The organism is Micromonospora sp. NPDC047753 (assembly GCF_040642735.1).
Classification (GTDB): domain Bacteria; phylum Actinomycetota; class Actinomycetes; order Mycobacteriales; family Micromonosporaceae; genus Micromonospora.
The window spans coordinates 1-3543 of the sequence record NZ_JBEYSL010000606.1; the positions used below are offsets into that span (position 1 = coordinate 1).

5 protein-coding genes are annotated in these 3543 nt (G+C 71.4%); 4 read left to right on the plus strand and 1 reads right to left on the minus strand.

Annotation, left to right across the window (positions count from 1 at the left end; all coding sequences use genetic code 11):
- A partial coding sequence (locus ABZ749_RS31740) for an HTH domain-containing protein (protein ID WP_357234298.1) occupies positions 1-511 on the minus strand: 511 nt, incomplete at its 3' end.
- 61 nt (positions 512-572) lie between these two features.
- Here ABZ749_RS31740 and ABZ749_RS31745 point away from each other — a divergent pair.
- From ABZ749_RS31745 to ABZ749_RS31760, 4 genes are all read left to right on the plus strand, one after another.
- Entirely contained in the window at positions 573-1043 is a 471-nt protein-coding gene (locus ABZ749_RS31745; protein WP_357234301.1) for a VOC family protein, read from the plus strand.
- A 57-nt stretch (positions 1044-1100) separates the two neighbouring features.
- Entirely contained in the window at positions 1101-2288 is a 1188-nt protein-coding gene (gene dinB / locus ABZ749_RS31750; RefSeq protein WP_357234304.1) for a DNA polymerase IV, read from the plus strand.
- A 121-nt stretch (positions 2289-2409) separates the two neighbouring features.
- A complete protein-coding gene (locus ABZ749_RS31755) occupies positions 2410-2778 on the plus strand; it encodes a hypothetical protein (protein WP_357234307.1) in 369 nt (122 codons plus the stop codon).
- Between the two features lie 158 nt (positions 2779-2936).
- Complete coding sequence (locus tag ABZ749_RS31760; RefSeq protein ID WP_357234310.1) at positions 2937-3419, plus strand: peptidoglycan-binding domain-containing protein; 483 nt, start codon at positions 2937-2939, stop codon at positions 3417-3419.
- Positions 3420-3543 lie beyond the last annotated feature (124 nt).

The following is a 3543-nucleotide window of genomic DNA, read 5'->3' on the forward strand; positions in this document are numbered from 1 at the left end:
GCTCCTGCTCACCAGCGCCCCGGCCGGGATAGTGGAATCGGACGCGTACCCCGTCCCGACAGGCGCGGGCGAGTGTCACCAGCAGTTCCGCGTCGATCTCGGCGACCGGGCCGATGAGGGTGTCGGTGGCACCGTGCACCGCCCGGACCTCGGCGCGGAGCCGCGATGGCATCACCTGATCGAGCTTCGCGAGTGCCCGCAGGGCGGCCTCGCTCGCCCCGGCGACAGTGCCCCCGGCGGCGAGCCGCAGGGACACCGCCGTGGCGATTGCCTCCTCGTCGTCGAGGAGCAGCGGCGGCAGCCGGGTGCCGGCGCCGAGTCGGTAGCCGCCGCCGACGCCCGACACCGCGTGCACCGGGTAGCCGAGCGCCCGCAGACGCTGCACGTCGCGGCGTACGCAACGGCCGGTGACCCCCAGCTCCGCGGCCAGTTCGGCAGCCGTCCAGGACAGTCGTCGTTGCAGCAGCGCCAGCAGGCGCAGCACCCGCTCGGTCGTCGCCTCGACGGTCACTCGTCGATCGTTGCACTGATAGCGGAACAACACTGTCCGCTATCCGCGAGAGGCTGGGATCATGACCGACCAGAACACGAAGCAGGGATCCGCCGTGATCCGCGACGTCCAGATCACCTTCGACTGCGCCGACCCGGCGAGGTTGGCCACCTTCTGGGCCGAGACGCTCGGCTACCAGGTACAAGCCCCACCCGGAGACTTCGAGTCCTGGGATCAGGCGCTGGAGGCGATGGGTGTGCCGCCGGAGAACCGCAACGACGCGTCAGCGGTGGTCGACCCCGAGGGCTCGCGACCACGGCTGTTCTTTCAGCGGGTGCCGGAGCACAAGCAGGTGAAGAACCGCGTCCACCTCGACGTCCGCGCGGCCCCCGGGCTGGAGGGTGAGGAGCGGATGGCGGCCCTGGAGGCCGAGGCCGAACGGCTCGTCTCGCATGGCGCCAAGCGACTCGATCGGCACGAGCCCACTCCCCCGTTGGGCGCCGGCCATCTCATCATGGCCGACCCGGAGGGCAACGAGTTCTGCCTCGACTGACGGGGCGTCTGCCCAGCTCACTGCCGCACCAGGCCGGCGTCATGCGAACATGTGTACGTGTCGCCCGGCGCCAGCATCCTGCACGCCGACCTGGACGCGTTCTACGCGTCGGTCGAGCAGCGCGACCATCCGCGCCTGCGCGGGCGACCGGTGATCGTCGGTGGTGGCGTGGTGCTCGCGGCCAGCTACGAGGCGAAGGCGCGGGGCGTCCGCAGCGCGATGGGCGGCCAGCAGGCGCGTCGGCTCTGTCCGGACGCGATCGTCGTGCCACCGCGGATGTCGGCGTACACGGCGGCGAGCCGCGCGGTCTTCGAGATCTTCCGGGAGACCACCCCGCTGGTCGAAGGGCTCTCCATCGACGAGGCGTTTCTCGACGTGGGGGGTCTGCGGCGGCTGGTCGGGCCACCGGCCGAGATCGCCGAACGACTACGCCGGGAGGTCCGCGACCGGGTCCACCTGCCGATCACCGTGGGGGTGGCCCGCACGAAGTTCCTGGCCAAGGTGGCCAGCGGCGTAGCGAAACCGGACGGCCTGCTGGTGGTCGCACCGGACGCCGAGCTGGCGTTCCTGCACCCGCTGCCGGTGGAACGGCTCTGGGGCGTCGGCCCGGTCACGGCCGCCAAGCTGCGCGAACGCCGGATCCGTACCGTCGGGGAGGTGGCCCGCCTCGGGGAGGCGGCGCTGGTCTCGCTGCTCGGTGCGGGCGCCGGCCGGCACCTGCATGCGTTGGCGCACAATCGCGACCCCCGGGCGGTGCAGGTGGGGCGGCGGCGCGGTTCGATGGGCGCGCAGCACGCGCTCAGCCGTGCCCCGCACACCTCCACGGAGCTGGACGCCATCCTCGCCGGCCTGGTCGACCGGGTCAGCCGGCGGATGCGGGCGGCCGGGCGTTCCGGCCGCACCGTGGTGTTGCGGCTGCGCTTCGGCGACTACACCCGGGCGACCCGCTCGCACACGGTGCGTAAGGCGACGGCGGACACGACGCCGCTACTCGCCGCCGCGCGTGCGCTACTGCGCGCGGCGCTGCCCGAGATCGATCGCCGTGGCATCACCTTGATCGGTGTCTCCGTGGGCAACCTCGACGACAACCCGGTCCAGCCCGAGCTGCCGTTCCAGCCGGACTCCGGGTCCGATCTGGACGTTGCGGTCGACGCGGTCCGCGACCGATTCGGATCAGCGGCGCTCACGCGTGCGGTGTTGCTCGGTCGGGAGCCGAGCGTGGAGATGCCGCTTCTGCCGGACTGACCGATAAGCGTGCGGCGTCCACGGCCGAGCTGCGATCAGAGACACATCACAGCAGGTCGGCGGTTTAGCCGGCGGCTGACGGGTGACCCTTGTGGGGTACAGCCTGACGAGGGGGGCCACCATGTCCGACGACACCAGCAACCGACCGAGTCGCACCGCCGAGCGTCCGCACGACGTGACCGACCCGCTGCTGTGGCAGCTGGCGATCGATGTGTTGAGCGCACACGAGCCGGACGACGAGGGCCAGTGCCGCAACCTCCAGTGCGCCGGGCAGTCCTGGCCGTGCGCGGCCCGCACCGGCGCCGAGCACTCGCTGCGACTGGCGCGCGGCGCCTCCGCCTCGGTCGAGGGGACCATTGACGGAACCGACAGCGACGACGTCGACACGGATGGGCGTCGCGAGGCGGCGGTACCGGCCCCCCGCTGGGGCTGGAACGCCGGCCCGGTGGCGTCGCACCGGGGGTCGAAGGCGTCCGCTTCGGCGGCATGACCCCGACCTGCGTACCGAACCGCACACGCGGGAACGCTCGGCCGGTGATCCGGCCGAGCGTTCGCAATTGACGTTCGAGCAGGAATTCGTAGATCGATGGTCGCGATGCTTCGAGGCACACGGGGTCGACCCCGGTAGCCCATCCTCAGGAGGAGAGCATGCCGATCCATCGAAGCAACCTCGGCCGCCGCAGCGCCGCCGCCATTCTCGCGACAGTGCTCGCCAGCGCCGGCCTGGCCCTGGCCGCGCCGACCGCCGCGCAGGCCGCCACCACCTGCACCAGCCTGACCTACTACAAGGTCGGTGGTTACCCGGGTGAGATGCACGTGCCGACCGTCGGCTGGCAGGACGGCAACAAGACCTGCTACCTGAAGTACGGCAACTCCAACAGCGCGGTCAAGGTGTTGCAGGAGGCGCTGAACAACTGCTACTCGCAGTCGCTGCGGCTCGACGGTCAGTACGGCACCAACACCCGCAACGCCGTCTTGTACGCACAGCGCGTGATCAACGACACCTGGTCGTGGGCGGACATCGCCGAGGACGGCGAGTACGGCCCGCAGACCCGGGCGTGGATGGGCTTCGCGACCTTCGGGGTCAACGGTGGTCCGGTCATCCCGAACGTCTGCTACTACCCGGGCTGACCGCACGACGGCGCCGGTCGGAATCCCCCGTTGGATTCCGACCGGTGTGGATCGGCGGGGAGCCCCGCCGGATGCGCGACGCGCGCTTGGGGCGACGACTGACGGCTGCTGGACCGGACCGGTG